Below are 16,274 nucleotides of genomic sequence, written 5' to 3'. Positions count from 1 at the left end.
GTCGTCACCGCTGTCTCAGCGCTCAGGAGGCAGCGGTGGGAGCCAGCCGGGTCACGTTGGCTGGTCGTCACCGCTGTCTCAGCGTGCCGGAGGCAGCGGTGAGAACCAGCCCGTCCCTGGCGCTGGGCCGGCTGCGAGTTCTGCGACCCGGTCTTCGCCGTTCCCTCGCGGGGTGGCTGATACCGAAGTGCCCCAATCAGATCGCGTCGGCTGGTCGTCACCGCTGTCTCAAACGGCTGGAGACAGCGGTGGGAGCCAGCCGGATTCGGATGACGACCGGCTGTCGTCTGTCCGGGCAGGCTCAGGATCTGGAGTGGATGGTTTGGGGGAGCGGGTTGTCGGGGTGGTTTGCCGGACGCTGCGCGGGGCGCCGGGGTGGGCCCGGGTCGCGCACCGGTGGCTGCACCGGTGGTCGGTGAAGCCGGGGGTCTATGTGCCGGGTTTCGGGCGGGTGCTGCACCGGGCGGTTGCCTGGATCGAGGAGTGCTACGGGCAGGAACTGCGGATTCACGCGGATGCGGTGGTGTTGGCGGCCGGGGGGTTCGTCTTCGACCGGGAGATGATGCGGGAGCATGCGCCCGGGTATCGCGGGTTGCGACTGGGGACGCCGGGCGACGACGGGGCTGGCATCCGGCTCGGGACGGCGGCCGGTGCGGGCACCCGGCACCTGGACCGGGTCACGCTATGGCGGTTTCTCACCCCGCCGTCGGCGCTGCTCGGCGGCGTTCTCGTGGACCGGGCCGGGCTGCGGGTGTGCGACGAGTCCCGCTACGGTGCGGCGATCGGTGAAGCCATCCGCGCCTCCCCCGACGGCAGGGCCTGGCTCCTCGTCGACTCGGACGTGCTCCGTGAGGCGTGGCGGCAGGTTCCCTCGCAGACGTTGTGGTTCCAGCGGTGGCAGAGTTGGTGGCTCTTCACTGCCCGCCGCACCTCAGCGGCGACCCTGTCGGCATTGGCCCGCCGTGCCGGCATCGACGAGGCGACTCTCGCCGCCACCGTAGCCGCGAACAACGCTGTCGCGGGTAACCCCGTCGCGAACAACTTCGCCGCTGCTACGAATGCCGCTGCTACCAACGCCGCCGCGGACAACGCAGCCGACGGTGCTGTGGCCGTGAACGAAGCCGCTGCCGAGGGTGGTGGTGTGTCCGCGAGCGAAGCCGCTGCTGAGGGTGGTGCTGCGTCCACGAACGATGCTGGGGCCGCAGACGAGGGTGGCGAGGCTGTGACTGATGGCGCTGTGGCTGCGGGCGATTCTGTTGTGGCGGCGGACGATGTTGTCGTAGCTGCGGGTGTCGCTGACGCGGCCGTCGGTGGTCCGGCCCGGGACGAGGTCGGTAAACCGGTGGCGTTGGTCCGGCCGCTGGTCAAGGCGCCGTTTTCGCTCATCGACGTCTCGCTGCGAGCCGTTCCGGCGCCGATGCTGACTCTTGGTGGCCTGATCGTCGATGAGGAGACCGGCCGGGTGCTGACCCCCTCGGGAGCGTCGATCTCCGGACTCTATGCCGCGGGCCGGACCGCAGTCGGTATCTGTTCGGGGTCGTATGTCAGCGGTCTCTCACTGGCCGACTGTGTCTTCTCCGGCCGGCGCGCGGGCCGCCATGCCGCAACCGCATCCGCGGCCCTTGAAGTCCGGACAAGCGCCGCCACACCAACCACCGAGGCGGCCACACCAGCCACCGCAACGACCCCACCAACCGCCGCGACGGCCACCCCGGCCAGCGCCATGGCTACGCCAGCCACGCCGGCCACCGTGGCGGCCACGCCGACCACCACCACCGCCACACCAACCACCGAGGCGGCCACACCAGCCACCGCAACGACCCCACCAACCGCCGCGACGGCCACCCCGGCCAGCGCCATGGCTACGCCAGCCACGCCGGCCACCGTGGCGGCCACGCCGACCACCACCACCGCCACACCAACCACCGAGGCGGCCACACCAGCCACCGCAACGACCCCACCAACCGCCGCGACGGCCACCCCGGCCAGCGCCATGGCTACGCCAGCCACGCCGGCCACCGTGGCGGCCACGCCGACCACCACCACCGCCACGCCGACCACCGCGACTGCCGCCACCACGCCTGCCGCCACCGCGCCTGCCGCCACCACGCCGACCACCGCGCCTGCCGCCACCACGCCCACTATCGCGACTGCCGCCGTCACGCCGGGCACGCCGGCCGTCACGCCGGCCACCGTCACGCCGTCGGCCGTCACCGCGACGGCGATCACCGCCACGTCGCCGGCTGACGCCGCCACGTTGTCGGTCAACGCCGCCACGTCGTCGGGTGGGGTCGCTGCCGGGGCGTCGTCGGCCTCTGTCTTCAGCGGCTCTGGCACACCGGCGGACTCTTCCTCCACGGCCGCGGACGTCGCTTCGTCTGGTGGCCCGTCGGGGTCTCCTGGGGTCGATGCCGTTTCCGCGTCTGGTGGTGCGGAGTCGGGTGCGTCTGCTGCGGGGGTTGAAAGCGGTTCCGAGTCGGAAGGAACTCATGATCAACGAGACTGAGCTGCGCATCATCGCTGATCGACTTCGGGATGCGGAACGGGATCGGCTGCCCGTGGCGCCGCTTGTTCAGGAATTCCCGGGGCTTACCGCCGATGACGCCTATGCGATTCAACTGCACAACATTCGGCGCCGTAGTGCCGCTGTCGTGGGGCACAAGGTGGGGCTCTCGTCGAAGGCGATGCAGGACATGATGGGAGTGGACGAACCGGATTACGGGCATCTGCTCGCCGACATGCGATTGTCCGAGGACGAGGCGGTCGATGCCTCCCGGTTCTGTTCTCCGCGGGTGGAGATCGAGGTGGCGTTCCTGCTGGGGGACGACCTGCCGGGGGAGGACTGTACCGAGGACGACGTTCTGGCGGCCACCGCGGCGTTTGCTCCTTCGATCGAACTGATCGACAGCCGGATCGCGGACTGGCGGATCAGCCTTGCCGACACGATCGCCGACAATGCCTCTTCCGCGGGATTCGTGGTGGGTGCTCAGCGCGTACCGCCGAAAGACGTTGATCCTCGCGGTATCGCCGCGGTTCTGTGGCGTGGGGGCGAAGAGGTGGCGGCCGGGCGGTCGGACGCCGTGCTCGGGAATCCGGTGACCGCGGTTGCCTGGCTGGCGCGGACGGTGGCGAAATTCGGGGTTCGGTTGAAGGCTGGGCATCTCATTCTTCCGGGGGCGTGCGCGCGGGCCGTCGATGCGCGGCCGGGTGATGAATTCCGGGCCGAGTTCAGCGGGCTCGGCGATGTGCGATTGGCGTTCGCCGATGGGAAAGGGAGGGATCGGGAATGATGCTCAGCGCGGCGATCGTCGGGTCGGGGAACATCGGGACGGATCTGATGTACAAATTGCTGCGGTCGCCGGTCATCGAGCCGCGGTGGATGGTCGGCATCGACCCGGAGAGCCCGGGGTTGCGGCGGGCGGCGGAGGCGGGGCTGGCGGCCGGCAGTGCGGGCGTGGACTGGCTGCTGCGCCAGGATCCGCTGCCGGACCTGGTGTTCGAGGCGACGTCGGCGGGGGTGCACCGGGCGCATGCGCCGCGGTACGCGGAGGCGGGGATCCGGGCGATTGATCTGACGCCGGCGGCGACCGGGCCGGCGGTGGTGCCCGAGGTGAACCTCGGCGAGCATCGGGACGCGCCGAATCTCAATCTGATCACCTGCGGCGGGCAGGCGACGATCCCGATGGTGTACGCGGTGTCGCGGGTGACGCCGGTCAGCTACGCGGAGATCGTCGCGACCGTGGCGTCGCGTTCGGCCGGGCCGGGGACCAGGGCGAACATCGACGAGTTCACCCGGACGACGAGCCGTGGGCTGGAGACCATCGGGGGTGCCGCGCGGGGCAAGGCGATCATCGTGCTGAACCCGGCGGAGCCGCCGCTGATCATGCGCGACACGATCTTCTGCGCGGTGTCGCCGGACGCCGACCAGGCGGCCATCACGAAGTCCGTCGTGGACCTGGTCGCCGCGGTTTCGGTGTATGTGCCCGGATACCGGCTGCTGGACGAGCCCCAGTTCGACCCGGTCGGCGACCGGATCCGGGTGGGCATCTTCGTCGAGGTCGAAGGAGCGGGCGACTTCATGCCGGCGTACGCCGGAAATCTGGACATCATGACCGCGGCGGCTACCAGGGTGGGTGAGGAACTTGCTCGACCTCAGGATCACTGACTCGTCGTTGCGGGACGGGTCGCACGCCAAGCGGCACCAGTTCACCGTCGGCGAGGTGACCGCCATCGTGGCGGCCCTCGACGACGCCGGTGTTCCCGTCATCGAGGTCACCCATGGTGACGGGCTGGGCGGGTCGTCGTTCACCTACGGGTTCAGCCGCACCCCGGAGCAGGACCTGATCAGTGCGGCGGTACGGACGGCCACCCGCGCGAAGATCGCCTTCCTGATGCTGCCGGGCGTCGGGGTCCTCGACGACATCCGGGCGGCGGCCGGGAACGGTGCCACGGTCTGCCGGATCGCCACCCACTGCACCGAGGCCGACATCGCCGTCCAGCATTTCGGGATCGCCCGTGACCTGGGGCTGGAGACGGTCGGTTTCCTGATGATGGCGCATTCGAGCCCACCGGAACGGCTCGCCGAACAGGCCCGGATCATGGCGGACGCCGGCTGCGAGTGCGTCTACGTGGTCGATTCGGCGGGCGCGCTCGTCCTCGATCAGGTCGGTGACCGGGTCGCCGCCCTCGTCGCCGAGCTGGGTGGGGACGTGCAGGTCGGGTTCCACGGGCACGAGAACCTGGGGCTCGGGGTCGCGAACTCGGTGCTTGCCTACCGGGCGGGGGCGAAGCAGATCGACGGCAGCACCCGGCGGTTCGGGGCGGGCGCCGGGAACACACCGGTCGAGGCGTTCGTCGGCGTCTGCGACAAACTGGGCATCCGTACCGGGGTCGACTTCTTCAAGATCGTCGACGCGGCGGAGGACGTGGTACGCCCGGCCATGGCCGACGAGTGCCGACTCGACCGGATGGCGCTGATCATGGGGTACGCGGGGGTCTACTCCAGCTTCCTCATGCACGCGTACGCGCTGGCCGAACGCTATCAAGTGTCGGGCGCGGAGATCCTGGTGAAGGCGGGGGAGCGGCGACTGATCGGCGGCCAGGAGGACCAGCTGATCACGATCGCCCGGGAGCTGCGCCAGGGGTGAGGTGGATCCAGGGCGCCTGCGGGCTCTCGACGAAGTCGAAGCGATCGTCCTCGTCCTCGTCGCTTCGTGGGGCGACGGGTCCGGTGGCGTCGAGGAACGCCGCGACGCCGTCCCGGGCTGCCCGGGCCGGGCCCGTACCCACCGCCAGCAGGAGCAGGTCGCCGTCGGTGGAGGCGACGGCCAGCACGCCCGCCGACGTGGTGGCCAGCGCGGTGATCTGCGACGTGACAGGTGGGTGCTCGTCGAGCCGGCCACCGTCCACGTCGTATTCGATCAGGCGGCCGGCGGGTGTGCCGATCCACAGCACCGCGGGTGCCGCGCCGAACGTGATGTTCCGGAACGACCAGGTGTTGCCGGGATCCGGGTACGGCTCGCCCAGCCCGAAACCGGCGACCCGGTGCAGCGACGGGAACGCGAAGACCTCGACGAAGTGCTCGTAGGCGCCACCACGGATCGCGAAGTACCGGCCGTCCGCGCTGAACACCGGCGTCTCGTAGCCGTCACACGCCAGCGACAGGGCCCGGCGCAGCGGCCGCATCCGAGCCGGCGTCCCGTCGGTCATCGTGGCGAAGTAAACCTCGGTCTCGGCCTGGTCGCTGGTCATCGTGACCACCAGCCCGCCGGCCGGGTGAACGGCGACGCCGGTGTTCCAGCCCGGGGCGACGACGGTGGCTCCGGTCGCCGGGTCCAGGGCGATCGAACGTTGCCAGTCGTGCTCCCAGTGCGGCGCCGGCGACAGCCACAGGGTGCGGCCGTCCGGACTGAACGCCACCTGCCGGAACCCGATGGTCGGCTGTTCGGTCGTGACGGCTGCCGTCCCGGCCGGGGTCCAGCTGAGGAGAATGTCGGTGCCGGCTACCACCAGCTGCGGTTTCTCGGGATGCCAGGCGGCGTCGGGGGTCCGGCTCAGACGGTCCGAACCGTACTCGCGGCCATAGGGAACCGTGTCGTCGCCGATCATCGCGAGTTCGTGGAGCTGCCCGTCTCCGCATTCCCAGATCCGGAGCGCGGGGCGATCGGGCTCCCAGCCGGCGATCAGCGGCAGTCGCGGATGGCAGAGCAGCCGTTCGGCGGCAAAACCGGTTCGCAGGCGCGCCACGATTTCCACGGGCATACCGTAGCGCCGACCCGTAGGGGTTTCAGTAATAGGTGACCGCGACGTGCTCGGTGACCGGGACCGCCTGGCAGGCCAGGATGTAACCCTCCGCAAAGTCCTCCTCCTCGAGGATCTCGTTGTTGACCAGCGTGACCTCACCGCTGGTGAGCCGCACCGCGCACGCTCCGCACTGGCCCTGCCGGCACGAATAGGGTGGGTTGAGTCCCGCGTCGATGATCACGTCGAGGAGCCGTTTGCCCGGCGCCCACGGCAGCACGTGTGTCTGCCCGTCGATCGCCACCTCGGCGACGGCCGACCGGCTGTCGACCGGCTCCACCTCGAATCGCTCCACCCGGATGCGGGAGGCCGGCACGCCCGCCGATTGCAGCGCCTTCTCGGCGACGGCGACGAATGCCTCCGGTCCGCAGATGAAGGCCTCCCTCCCGCGGTACGGCGTGAGCAGCTCCCTGAGTGCGTCAGCGGTGGGAATGCCCCGCTCGCTGTCATACCAGTGGATGACCGGCAGCATCCCGTCGAGCCGTTCGGCGAAGATGACCGAATCGGCGTCCCGATTGGCGTAGACGAGGACGGGGTCACCCCGCAGCACCTTGACGATCCCCATGATCGGCGTGATGCCCGAGCCCGCGGCCAGCAGTAACAGGTCGTCGTCGAGGGATGCCGGCGTGAACGACCCGGCCGGGCCCGCCATGTCGAGGGTGTCGCCCGCGCGGACGTGGTCGCAGATCCAGTTCGACACCTGGCCGCCCGGCACCCGTTTCACCGTCACCGTGGGAGACCTGTCGACACCCGGCGCGCTGGACAGCGAATAGCAGCGTGCCCCGGCCGGGGTCCGCACCGTCAGGTACTGGCCGGGCAGGTAGTCGAAGGTGGTGTCGAGCACCAGCGAGCACGCGTCCGCGGTCTCCGGGATCACCGCGGCGATCCGGACAGGGCGGAAATCCGGCATCAGCTCACCTCCAGACGACCCTCGCGAACCGCCCGGTCGATGCTCGCCCGCAGCTCGGGGCAGGTGGGGACGAGCGCGGTGGGCCGCCCAGCGGCAGCGGCCGCGTCGGAGAGCCGGTCGCACACCGGCCCGGACCACTGCACGCTGGTCTGCATCACGCTGCGTTTGCCGGCCTGCACCAGGCGCCCGCACGCCTCGCACCGCACCTCGGTGAGACCGCCGGCCAGGTATTCCTGCCGCTCGTCGGTGTCGGTCCGGCTCCTGTGCCGCCCGTCGCTCCCGGTGACCTCGCTCCCGGTGAGGTCGCTCCCGGTGATCTCGCTGCCGGTGACGGTCATGAGGCGGCGGCCCGGGCCTGGTTGGCGGCGACCTCGGCCTCCCACGTCTCGACCGCCCGCGTCGTGTCCACCTCGAACTCGTAGCGCGCGACCATGTCGTCGGTGACGTCCTCGACGTCGACGTAGAACTGCTCATACCACCGGCGGAGCTGGTAGACCGGCCCGTCCTCGGCACAGAGCAGCGGATTGTCGATGCGCGTCTTGTTCTTCCAGATCTCCACGTCCTGGAGGAACCCGACGCCGATGCCCTTGGCGAACTTGGCCGCCGCCTTGGCCGCCTGCTCGGTGCTGAGCCCGGGCAGCCGCTTCATGATCAGGCCCCACTGGAGGACGAACGAGTCCGGACTGACCGGGTAGTGGCAGTTGATCAGCACCGACTCGATGTTGACGCCGTGCCAGTCGTTGTACAGATAGTCGATCATGTATGCCGGCCCGTAGTAGGCCGCCTCCGACCGCAGCGTGGCGTCACCTGACTGGCTCGAGGAGGCCGGCACGTCCGGACGCGGGCGGGTCTTGAGGAACTGGGCCGCCACATGTCCCTCCATCACGTTCTTGAAGAACGTCGGGAAGGCGAAGTGGATGTAGAAGAAGTGCGCCATGTCGACGACGTTGTCGATGATCTCCCGGCAGTTGGCGCCCTCGATGAGCACCGAATCCCAGGTCCAGTCGCTCCACTCGTCGGAGAACGCGCCCTCGATGCGGGGGATCGCCACCTCGGGCGGCGGCGGATTGCCCTGCGGATCGTTCCAGACGAACAACTGCCTGTTCTGCTCACACGTCGTCCATGATCTGGTGCGCGCCCGCATCGGGATCCGGTGTGCGTACGGCACCTCGACGCAGCGGCCCTCCCCGTTCCACCGCCAGTCGTGGAACGGGCACGCGATGGTGTCGCCCTTGATCGTGCCCTGCGTGAGGTCGCCGCCCATGTGCCGGCAGTAGCCGTCCAGCACGTTCAGCCGGCCACCGGAATCGGCGAACACCACGAGCTTCGTGCCGAACGCCTCGATCGCGTGCGGCTGCCCGTCGCGGAACGTGTCGGCGAGTCCCAGGCAGTGCCACCCACGGGCGAACCTCGCCGGTGGCCTCCCGGCATCGATGGTGCGCGGTTGCTGGCTGATGCTCATGTCCCACTCCTGGTCCATAGGTAGAACGTGTTCTAGTATAGGGGTCGCTCGACACGTGGCCAACCAGCCTGGAGGGTTCTCATGGAAGCGGTCCTCGCCGGAGTTCGAGAACTGTTACCTGTTCTGCGGGAGCGAGCCCAGGAGACCGAGGACCGGCGCTCGCTCGCTCCGGAAACGGTCAAGGCCCTCACCGAGACCGGCTTCTTCCGCCTGCTGCAACCCGCCCGGTTCGGCGGCCACGAGGCGCACCCGCTCGCCTTCCTCACCGGGGTCCGCGAGATCGCCTCGGCCTGCGGCTCGACCGGCTGGGTCGCCTCGGTCATCGGGGTGCACAACTGGCAGCTCGCGCTCTTCCCCGACCGCGCCCAGCAGGACGTCTGGGGCGCCGACCCGGGCACCCGCATGTCCTCGTCCTACGCCCCCACCGGGAAGATCAGCCGGGTCGACGGCGGCTATCGGGTCAACGGCCGCTGGAGTTTCTCCTCCGGCTGCGACCACGCCACCTGGGTGCTGCTCGGCGGGATCGTCCCGCCCGGCGACGACGGCACCCCCGCCGACTTCTGCACCTTCCTGCTGCCGGCGGCCGATTACACCATCGAGGACGTCTGGCACACCGTCGGACTGCGCGGCACCGGCAGCAACGACATCGTCGTCGACGACGCCTTCGTGCCCGCCCACCGGGCACTCAGCTTCAACGACACGGCCCGCTGCGTCTGCCCCGGCCAGGAGCAGAACCCGGGCCCCCTCTACCGGATCCCGTACGCCTCGATCTTCACCTACGCCATCACCACACCGATCATCGGCATGGCGACCGGGGCCTACCGCGCCCACGTCGATTACACCCGCGACCGGGTCAGGGCCGCCTATGTCGGCGTCAAGGCCGCCGAGGACCCACACTCGCAGGTGCGCGTCGCCGAGGCCGCGGCCGACATCGACTCCGCCTGGTACGCCCTTGAGGCCAACATGCGCGAGCTCATGGACCTGACCACCGCCGGCACCAGACTCCCGATGCCGTTGCGGCTGAGGGTCCGCCGAGACCAGGTCCGCGGGACCGCGCTGGCGATCCGCGCCGTCGACCGCCTCTTCGAGAACTCCGGCGGCCGGGCGCTCACCGTCGGCACCCCGATCCAGCGTTTCTGGCGCGACGCCCACTCCGGCCGGGTGCACGCGATCAACGACCCGGAACGGGCACTGTCCATGTTCGGTCGCGGCGAGTTCGGACTGCCGCTCAACGACGCTATGGTGTGACATGACGCTGGCCTTTCACCGCGACGGCGCGGGCTCTCCTGTGGTCCTCCTGCACGGGGGCGGCCCCGGGGCATCCGCCAGGAGCAACTTCGGGCGTACGATCCCCGCCCTCGCCGAACACTTCGACGTCCTCGCCGTCGACCAGCCCGGATACGGTGGATCGCTGGGCGACCCGATCACCGGGCAGTACTTCACCCACGCCGCCGGTGAACTGACCGCCCTCCTCGACAAACTCGGCATCGAGCAGGTCGACCTGATCGGGAACTCGCTCGGCGGCGGGACAGCCGTCCGGTTCGCCCTGCTCCACCCGGCACGCGCGCGGCGACTGCTCCTGATGGGACCCGGCGGACTGTCACTCAACCTCTTCTCCGCCGACCCGACCGAAGGAGTCCGACGCCTCGCCGCGTTCGGCCGGGACCCCAGCCGCGAGAGACTGGCGGCCTTCCTCCGGACCCTCGTCTTCGATCCGTCCCTGATCACCGACGAACTGATCGACGAACGATTCAGGGCCGCCGCCGACCCGGCCGCGATACGCGCCATGCGCGAGATGGGCGCCTCCTTCAGCAACCCGCGGACATCCGAGGAAGGGCTGCTCTGGCGCGACGCCCACCGCCTGCGCCACGAGACCCTGCTCGTCTGGGGCCGCGAGGACCGGGTCAACCCGCTCGACGGCGCCCTGGTCGCCCTCAAGGTCCTGAAAAACGCCCGCCTGCACGTCTTCGGCGGCTGTGGCCACTGGGCCCACCTGGAGAAATTCGACGAATTCAACCGCCTGGCCATCGACTTCCTCACCGCACCCTCCTGAAGCGCACCTTCACTTCTGCTATCGCGCCCGCCCCGACTTCCGGTTCTGTGAGAGGGGACACCGCTCGTGAGCAACCTCATCCGATCCCTCGGCTACCTGCGCGTCGAAGCCACCGACCTGCCCGCCTGGCGCGACTTCGGCGTCAAGGTGCTCGGCATGACCGAGGGTCGCGGCCCCGACCCGCAAGCCGTCTACCTGCGCATGGACGAACTGCCGGCCCGCATCGTGGTGGTGCCCGGCGACCGCGACCGGCTCGCCGCCTCCGGCTGGGAACTCGCCGACCCGGCCGCCCTCACCCGGCTCACCGGCGTCCTCGAGGAAGCCGGCATCGCGGTCAAACCGGCCGGCGCCGACGAACTCGCCGACCGCCGCGTCTCCCACCTGATCAGCGTCGACGACCCGGCCGGCAACCGCCTGGAGTTCTTCTGCGGTGCCGCCCTCGACACCCGGCCGTCGCTGAGCACCTACGGAACCCGGTTCGTCACCGGCGGCCAGGGCATGGGCCACGTCGTCCTGCCGGCCCGCGACGATGCCGCCTCCCTACGATTCTGGAGCGAGGTCCTCGGCTTCCGGCTGCGCGACTCGATGCGCCTGGTCCCCGAGCACATCGGGCTGCCGCCGAGCGGCAAGCCACTGTGGATGCGGTTCCTCGGCTGCGGCCCCCGCCACCACAGCGTCGCCCTCGCCCCGATCCCCGCCCCGACCGGGCTCGTCCACCTGATGATCGAGACCGAGACGCTCGACGACGTCGGCCGGGCCATCGACCGCTGCGCCCGCAACCGGGCCCCGATGATCTCGACCCTGGGCCGGCACGCCAACGACGAGATGGTCTCCTTCTACGTCCGCACACCGAGCGGATTCGACATCGAGTACGGCTACGGCGGCCTCACCGTCGACGACGACACCTGGATCGCCCGCCAGACCACCGCGCACAGCGTCTGGGGTCACCGCTTCTCCGCTGGCGGCGGCCATTGACCACCCACCCGTCCGTACCGGTGTCCGCACCAGACAGCAGCCGGTTCCGGAGAGTCCTCGGGCACTTCGGAACCGGGGTCACCGTCATCACCACGGCCGACACCGACGGGCCCGCCGGGTTCGCCTGCCAGGCGTTCGCGCCGCTCTCCCTCGACCCGCCACTGGTGCTCTTCTGCCCGCAGAACGGCTCGGGCACCTGGCGCCGGATCCGGGCCACCGGAACGTTCTGCGTCAACATCCTCGCCTCCGACCAGCGGGACGTCTCCCGGCTCTTCGGCACCCGCGGCGCCGACCGGTTCGCCGCCCTCGACTGGACGCCCGCACCCTCCGGCGCGCCCATTCTGACCGGCGCCCTGACCTGGGCCGACTGCCGTCTGGAGGCGGTGCACCCGGGCGGCGATCACGCGATCGTCACCGGGCGGGTCACCACCCTCGGGCCGTGCCGTGACGTCACACCGCTGCTCTTTCACCGCAGCCGCTACACCACGACCACACCGACCTCACCGTACGAGCCACCCGAGGTCGTCGACACCCTCCTGTCCTGGCCACGCCACACCGACTGGATCTGAACGGCCATCGCGCACCCCGTCGCATGACATCTAGCTTGTCTGCTACTTACCCAGCGACTATAGTCGTCCGCAAGGCCCGTCGGGTCGATTGCCGCTGAGGAGGTATCCGCATGGGTAAGCTGCGGGAACGAGCATTCATCCGCAGAGGAGGTCGGTCCGTGAGCGCCGAGTCAGCGTTTCAGTGGCACCGGCCGCCAGCGGAAGGGTTCACCGCCGATGACCTCGATCAGATCCCTGATCTCCCGTCGCATGCCGAGCTCATCGACGGGAGCCTTATCCTCGTGAGCCCGCAGAAGCGTTTTCACATGAAGGCGTTACGCCTGCTCGAGAATGCCCTGTCCGGCTGTGCGCCACGGGACCGATTTCTGGTCAGCCGTGAGATGTCAGTCGTTCTGAGTCCGAAACAGCGGCCGGAACCCGATCTGATCGTGATCCACGCGAACGCGGAGATCGACGACGATGCGAGCTGGTATCCGGCCGACGCGGTCGTCCTCGCGATCGAGGTCGTGTCGCCTGAGTCCGAGATCCGTGACCGGGTGCGCAAGCCGCAGCTCTACGCCGAGGCCGGCATTCCATGCTTCTGGCGGGTGGAGAATGCCGAGGGCAAGCCGGTCGTCTACGCCTACGAGCTTGACCCGGCGACCAAGGCTTACGTGGCACTCGGCATCTTCCGCGACCGGGTGCAACTGCCGACGCCGTTCCCGCTCGACATCGACCTCACCGAGATCGAGCGGATGTGACCCTCACGTGCAGTGGGACCAGTCACTCTCGTATGACATGCCCCCGATCGCGCCGCCCCATCTGACGCACGTCTTCGGGGCCGTGGCGGTCACCGGGCCGGCGTAATACTGGAAGCTGCCCGAGTCGGCCAACGGTGCGCTGCCCTGCACCTCCAGCGTGGCGGACATCGAGGTCTTCTCGTCGAGGGTGTCGGCCTTGATGGTGACCACGCAGTTCTTACCGCCCGAAGTCCGGTACAACAGGTAGACCGTGCCGCGCAGCACCCCGGCGGACGTCTCGAACTTCTTCGAGTTGATCACCTGGTAACCGTTGCCGCACAGGGCGACCGGATCGTCGTGGGGGTTCGTCGCCGGCTCGGTGGTGGTCGGATCGCCAGAGTCGTCCGGTTCGTTCGTCTCGGTGACAGCCGGCTGACCGGTGGCGTCCGGCCCGGTGACGGGGACCTCGCCGGCGGGTTTGGAGTTCCCGGCCCCGCCCTTCGGCGTCGCCTTCGACGTTCCGGGGCGGCCGGTGACCTGGCCGCGCGGTTTCCCGCTTCCGGAACCCGCCTGAAGCTGCTCACCCTGCACACCGGAGCCCTGCGCCTCGATCACCGGGTCGGTCTCGTCCGACCAATTGCCGAGGATGATCCCGACACCCGCCAGCAGAGCCACCACCGCGGCCGCCGCCAGCGCAACAGTCACATTGCGCCGCCGCCCCGAAGCCGTCGCCGCCGCCCCCTGCCCGGTCGCGCCACCCATCGTGGACTCCACCGCGAGCCCGTGCCCCGCCGCGCCGCCCGTCACCGGCCGTCCCACGGACCCGTATCCGCCCGCACCGACCGAGGCGGAACCCGCTGCAAACCCATGCGGAGACGCGCCTGAACCCGAGGCCACCCCACGCCCGACGGCGCCGGACCCCCCGAAGTTGCCCGATCCTCCGGCGGCGCCTGCGTTATCGACGGCGCCAGTGCCTCTGACGGCGCCCGTATTCCCGAAGGATCCGGAACTTCCGGAGGCGGCGGAATTTCCCACGGTGCCGGGACCTCCGACGGAGGCAGCACCCGCTGCGAATCCCGGTCGGCCAGCGGCCGCGACCCCGGCAGGGTGCCCGCCTGTCGGGGCGTTCCCGGGCCTTGGAGCGCCGCGCCCGTGCAGCCCGGCAGGCCCCGAAGGACCGTGCCCGGACGGCCCGAAAGACCCCGAAGAACCGTGCCCGTGCGCAACAGCGGCCGCCGCACCGAGCGCCGCCTCCCCCAGCGCCGAAGCGCTGGGGAACCGCCGTGCCGGATCCTTGGCGAGCGCCCGCAGCACCACCGCCGCCACGGCGGGTGGCACGTCCGGCGGAAGGACCGGCGGCTGCCCGTGCACCAGCTGGGCGAGGACGGCGAGCGGGTTGTCCCCGACATACGGCGGCCGTCCGGTGAGGCAGCAGAACGCGACCGCGCCGACCGCGTACATGTCGGTGGCGGCGGTGACCGGGCGGCCCTCCGCCTGCTCCGGTGCCATGTAGTGCGCGCTGCCCAGAACGACGTTGGTGCTGGTGATGCCGGTGACCCCGGTGGACCGGGCGACTCCGAAGTCGACGAGGACGATGGCGCCGGCCGGGCGTACCAGAAGGTTGCTGGGTTTGACGTCGCGGTGGATGATGCCGGCGTCGTGGGCGGCCTGGAGGGCGTCGGCGATCTGCGCGACCGCCGCCATCGTGTCGGCGGCGGACAGCCGCCCGGCCTGCTGGATCTTCTGGGACAGCGGGGTGCCGTCGATGAACTCCATCACCAGGTAGTCGAGCCGGTGCGCGCCGACCTGGGCGTTCTCGCCGTAGTCGTAGACCTGCACGATCCCGGGGTGGCGCAGCGCCGCCATCATCCGGGCCTCGGAACGGAAGCGGGTGATGAATTCCGAGTCGGACATCAGTGCCGGGAGCAGCACCTTCACGGCGATCTCGCGGTGCAGCAGCAGGTCGTCGCCGCGCCACACCTCGCCCATGCCGCCCGCCGCGATCCGCTGGGTCAGACGATAGCGGCCGTTGAGCACGTCTCCCGGAGATAGCACCGGATCATGTTAGTGGGGAGTGGACAGCAGTGTGGGGGTGAGCCGCGCGACATGGGATTCGGGTGATCCGAACATCTGTGCCGTCACCCACGCCCGCCGCAGGTACCGGTGGGCGTCGTGTTCCCAGGTGATCGCGATGCCGCCGTGCATCTGCACCATCTCGGCGGCGACCGCCCGCACTGTCTCCGAGCAGGTCACCTTCGCCGCGGCGGCGAGCAGCGGGGCGGCAGGTGTGCCGTCGGCGACGGCCTGCACGGCCGCTTCGGCGGCGGAGCGGGCGGCCTGGACCCGCACGTACGCCTCGGCGAGCCGATGTTGCAGCACCTGGAACGAGCCGATCGGCCGCCCGAACTGATGCCGCTGCTGAACGTAGATGACGGTCAGTTCGAGGGCCCGCTCGGCCGTGCCGAGTTGCTCGGCGGCGAGGGCGGCGCAGGCGAGGTCGCGCAGCGGCGGAACCGGTCCGGTCAGCCGCCGTCCCGGAACCCCGTCCCACCGCAGGGGCCCCACCTGCCGGGTCAGATCCAGGGACGCGGTGATCTCGATGCCGGTGTCGATCTCATGGAGAGCACCGTCGCGCACGAGGAGGACGGTGTCCGCCGCGAACACGTCCCGGAACACGCCGCCGGACTCCTGCCAGGCGACGGTCACGGTCCGCTCGCCCGCGCAGATCGCCGGCAGCAGCCGGGCACGGGCGTCCGCATCGTCCGATCCGAGCAGCGCGTGCACGGCCAGGACGGTCCCGAGCATCGGCGCCGGGCTCAGCACCCGGCCGAGTTCCTCGAGCACGACGGCCGCCTCACCGAGTGTCGCGCCGGAACCGCCGTACTCCTCCGGCACGGTGAGGCCCGCGACGCCGATCTCCTTGCACAATCGCGCCCACATGCCACCCGCGGCGATCTGCCCGTCGAGCAGCCCACGCACCGCCGCCCGCAGAGCCGCACGCTCCTCGAACATCATTCGAACCCTTTCTCTCCGGTACGGCCCACACCCGGCCCGACCGCACCCCGCCCGTCGCGTGGCCACACCGCGGCGTCCTCCCGGTGCCGGACCGAGAGGCGACTTTCGGGCTGAGGCGTCGGGTCACCGTGCCGGACCGAGAGGCGACTTTCGGGCTGAGGCGTCGGGTCACCGGCTGTCCCGCCCACCGTCCACACCGGCCCCGTCCCGGTCCCGGCAAGTTCCCGGCTGGCTCTCACCGCTGTCTCAACGCCGTTGAGACAGCGGTGGA

At 70.3% G+C, this 16,274-nt stretch carries 14 protein-coding genes and 1 pseudogene; 9 read left to right on the top strand and 6 right to left on the bottom strand.

The genetic code is table 11. The features are described from left to right. Nucleotides 1-340: 340 nt before the first annotated feature. From BC793_RS52655 to dmpG, 4 genes and pseudogenes are all read left to right on the top strand, one after another. Nucleotides 341-1,606 (top strand): annotated as a pseudogene (locus BC793_RS52655) (FAD-binding protein); the annotation flags it as partial. An 883-nt stretch (nt 1,607-2,489) separates the two neighbouring features. Further along, nucleotides 2,490-3,290, top strand: coding sequence for a 2-keto-4-pentenoate hydratase (locus BC793_RS13460; RefSeq protein ID WP_109592834.1), 801 nt, complete (start codon nt 2,490-2,492; stop codon nt 3,288-3,290). Next, on the top strand, nt 3,287-4,165 hold the full coding sequence (locus BC793_RS13455) for an acetaldehyde dehydrogenase (acetylating) (protein ID WP_170167235.1): 879 nt from the start codon (nt 3,287-3,289) through the stop codon (nt 4,163-4,165). Before BC793_RS13460 ends, BC793_RS13455 begins: the two co-directional genes overlap by 4 nt. Further along, on the top strand, nt 4,143-5,147 hold the full coding sequence (gene dmpG, locus BC793_RS13450; protein WP_203896171.1) for a 4-hydroxy-2-oxovalerate aldolase: 1,005 nt from the start codon (nt 4,143-4,145) through the stop codon (nt 5,145-5,147). The genes BC793_RS13455 and dmpG overlap by 23 nt, the downstream gene beginning before the upstream one ends. Here the strand turns inward: dmpG and BC793_RS13445 are convergent. The 4 genes from BC793_RS13445 to BC793_RS13430 are packed head-to-tail and all read right to left on the bottom strand — an operon-like array spanning nt 5,116 to nt 8,672. Continuing rightward, nucleotides 5,116-6,255 carry a WD40 repeat domain-containing protein gene (locus tag BC793_RS13445; RefSeq protein ID WP_146246253.1) on the bottom strand — a complete coding sequence of 380 codons (1,140 nt, stop codon included), beginning with the start codon at nt 6,253-6,255 and terminating at the stop codon, nt 5,116-5,118. The genes dmpG and BC793_RS13445 overlap by 32 nt on opposite strands. A 31-nt stretch (nt 6,256-6,286) precedes the next feature. Next, complete coding sequence (locus BC793_RS13440; RefSeq protein ID WP_109592830.1) at nt 6,287-7,210, bottom strand: ferredoxin--NADP reductase; 924 nt, start codon at nt 7,208-7,210, stop codon at nt 6,287-6,289. Continuing rightward, entirely contained in the window at nt 7,210-7,548 is a 339-nt protein-coding gene (locus tag BC793_RS13435; protein WP_239169979.1) for a hypothetical protein, read from the bottom strand. Before BC793_RS13435 ends, BC793_RS13440 begins: the two co-directional genes overlap by 1 nt. After that, nucleotides 7,545-8,672 carry a 3-ketosteroid-9-alpha-monooxygenase, oxygenase component gene (locus BC793_RS13430; RefSeq protein ID WP_109593038.1) on the bottom strand — a complete coding sequence of 376 codons (1,128 nt, stop codon included), beginning with the start codon at nt 8,670-8,672 and terminating at the stop codon, nt 7,545-7,547. The genes BC793_RS13435 and BC793_RS13430 overlap by 4 nt, the downstream gene beginning before the upstream one ends. 81 nt (nt 8,673-8,753) lie before the next feature. Here BC793_RS13430 and hsaA point away from each other — a divergent pair, with 81 nt between their 5' ends. The 5 genes from hsaA (at nt 8,754) to BC793_RS13405 (ending at nt 13,009) form a co-directional block, all read left to right on the top strand. Next, the gene (hsaA, locus tag BC793_RS13425; RefSeq protein WP_109592829.1) at nt 8,754-9,920 is read left to right on the top strand and encodes a 3-hydroxy-9,10-secoandrosta-1,3,5(10)-triene-9,17-dione monooxygenase oxygenase subunit; all 1,167 of its coding nucleotides are present in this window, start codon (nt 8,754-8,756) and stop codon (nt 9,918-9,920) included. Nucleotide 9,921: 1 nt separating this feature from the next. Continuing rightward, complete coding sequence (gene hsaD, locus BC793_RS13420; RefSeq protein ID WP_109592828.1) at nt 9,922-10,725, top strand: 4,5:9,10-diseco-3-hydroxy-5,9,17-trioxoandrosta-1(10),2-diene-4-oate hydrolase; 804 nt, start codon at nt 9,922-9,924, stop codon at nt 10,723-10,725. Between the two features lie 66 nt (nt 10,726-10,791). Beyond that, nucleotides 10,792-11,700 (top strand): iron-dependent extradiol dioxygenase HsaC, encoded by a 909-nt coding sequence (gene hsaC / locus BC793_RS13415; protein WP_109592827.1) that lies wholly within the window; start codon nt 10,792-10,794, stop codon nt 11,698-11,700. A 20-nt stretch (nt 11,701-11,720) separates the two neighbouring features. After that, a complete protein-coding gene (hsaB, locus tag BC793_RS13410; RefSeq protein WP_109592826.1) occupies nt 11,721-12,269 on the top strand; it encodes a 3-hydroxy-9,10-secoandrosta-1,3,5(10)-triene-9,17-dione monooxygenase reductase subunit in 549 nt (182 codons plus the stop codon). 158 nt (nt 12,270-12,427) lie between these two features. Continuing rightward, a complete protein-coding gene (locus BC793_RS13405; protein ID WP_203896170.1) occupies nt 12,428-13,009 on the top strand; it encodes a Uma2 family endonuclease in 582 nt (193 codons plus the stop codon). A 3-nt stretch (nt 13,010-13,012) separates the two neighbouring features. Here the strand turns inward: BC793_RS13405 and BC793_RS52800 are convergent, their stop codons facing one another. Then, nucleotides 13,013-15,043, bottom strand: coding sequence for a serine/threonine-protein kinase (locus tag BC793_RS52800; RefSeq protein ID WP_203896169.1), 2,031 nt, complete (start codon nt 15,041-15,043; stop codon nt 13,013-13,015). A 9-nt stretch (nt 15,044-15,052) separates the two neighbouring features. Then, nucleotides 15,053-16,000, bottom strand: a complete 948-nt coding sequence (locus tag BC793_RS13395; protein WP_239169978.1) for an acyl-CoA dehydrogenase family protein — start codon at nt 15,998-16,000, stop codon at nt 15,053-15,055. Nucleotides 16,001-16,274 lie beyond the last annotated feature (274 nt).

The sequence above is a fragment of the Actinoplanes xinjiangensis genome (assembly GCF_003148685.1).
GTDB classification, from domain to species: Bacteria; Actinomycetota; Actinomycetes; order Mycobacteriales; family Micromonosporaceae; genus Actinoplanes; species Actinoplanes xinjiangensis.
This window is presented reverse-complemented; position numbering and strand designations above follow the sequence as displayed.

What these genes read in the sequence shown, in the direction of transcription:
- BC793_RS13460 (WP_109592834.1), top strand. Translation starts at nt 2,490, where the DNA reads ATGATCAACGAGACTGAGCTGCGCATCATCGCTGATCGACTTCGGGAT.
- BC793_RS13455 (WP_170167235.1), top strand. Translation starts at nt 3,287, where the DNA reads ATGATGCTCAGCGCGGCGATCGTCGGGTCGGGGAACATCGGGACGGAT.
- BC793_RS13440 (WP_109592830.1), bottom strand. Translation starts at nt 7,210, where the DNA reads ATGCCGGATTTCCGCCCTGTCCGGATCGCCGCGGTGATCCCGGAGACC.
- BC793_RS13435 (WP_239169979.1), bottom strand. Translation starts at nt 7,548, where the DNA reads ATGACCGTCACCGGCAGCGAGATCACCGGGAGCGACCTCACCGGGAGC.
- BC793_RS13430 (WP_109593038.1), bottom strand. Translation starts at nt 8,672, where the DNA reads ATGAGCATCAGCCAGCAACCGCGCACCATCGATGCCGGGAGGCCACCG.
- hsaA (WP_109592829.1), top strand. Translation starts at nt 8,754, where the DNA reads ATGGAAGCGGTCCTCGCCGGAGTTCGAGAACTGTTACCTGTTCTGCGG.
- hsaD (WP_109592828.1), top strand. Translation starts at nt 9,922, where the DNA reads ATGACGCTGGCCTTTCACCGCGACGGCGCGGGCTCTCCTGTGGTCCTC.
- BC793_RS13395 (WP_239169978.1), bottom strand. Translation starts at nt 16,000, where the DNA reads ATGTTCGAGGAGCGTGCGGCTCTGCGGGCGGCGGTGCGTGGGCTGCTC.